1 protein-coding gene is annotated in these 719 nt (G+C 72.2%); it reads left to right on the forward strand.

The window, feature by feature from the left end:
- Window positions 1–659 (forward strand): helix-hairpin-helix domain-containing protein (locus CCN72_RS32760; protein ID WP_244174592.1); only part of this gene is annotated, 659 nt, incomplete at its 5' end.
- Between the last annotated feature and the right edge of the window lie 60 nt (window positions 660–719).

Raw genomic sequence — 719 nt, forward strand, 5'->3', positions numbered from 1 at the left:
GCCCCATCACGCCCGACCCTCTCGACGACCCCCTCGCCACCCCCCTCAACGGCTCCCTCAAGGACGACGACGGCCGGCCCCGGAAGTTCGCCTACCCGCCCCAGCTGGTCGTGGTGGACGGCGGTCAGCCGCAGGTCGCGGCGGCCCGGCGTGCGCTGGACGAACTGGGGATCGACGACATCGCGGTGTGCGGCCTGGCCAAGCGGCTGGAGGAGGTCTGGCTGCCCGGCGAGGACGACCCCGTGGTGCTGCCCCGCACCAGCGAGGGTCTGTATCTGCTCCAGCGCGTCCGGGACGAGGCGCACCGGTTCGCGATCACCTACCAGCGCACCAAGCGCGCCAAGCGCTTCCGCGCCGGCCCCCTGGACGACGTCCCCGGCCTCGGCGAGACGAGGAAACAGGCGCTCATCAAGCATTTCGGCTCGGTGAAGCGGCTGCGGTCCGCCACAATCGAACAGATCCAGGAAGTGCCCGGGATAGGCCGCAAGACGGCCGAGACCATCGCCGCGGCCCTCGCCCAGGCGGTCCCGGCCGCACCCGCCGTGAACACGGCGACCGGAGAGATCATGGAAGACGAGGAACCCGAGACGACGGCGGGTTCCTCGGGGGAGCCCGTGACCGCGGGCCCCCCGGACGAACGACGGGGGCAGGAGACATGAGCGAGAACGACGCACAGCCCACACAGCGCCGAGATCAGGCGCACGCGGACCCGGGCGGCG

Source organism: Streptomyces murinus (assembly GCF_002154555.1).
GTDB classification, from domain to species: domain Bacteria; phylum Actinomycetota; class Actinomycetes; order Streptomycetales; family Streptomycetaceae; genus Streptomyces; species Streptomyces murinus.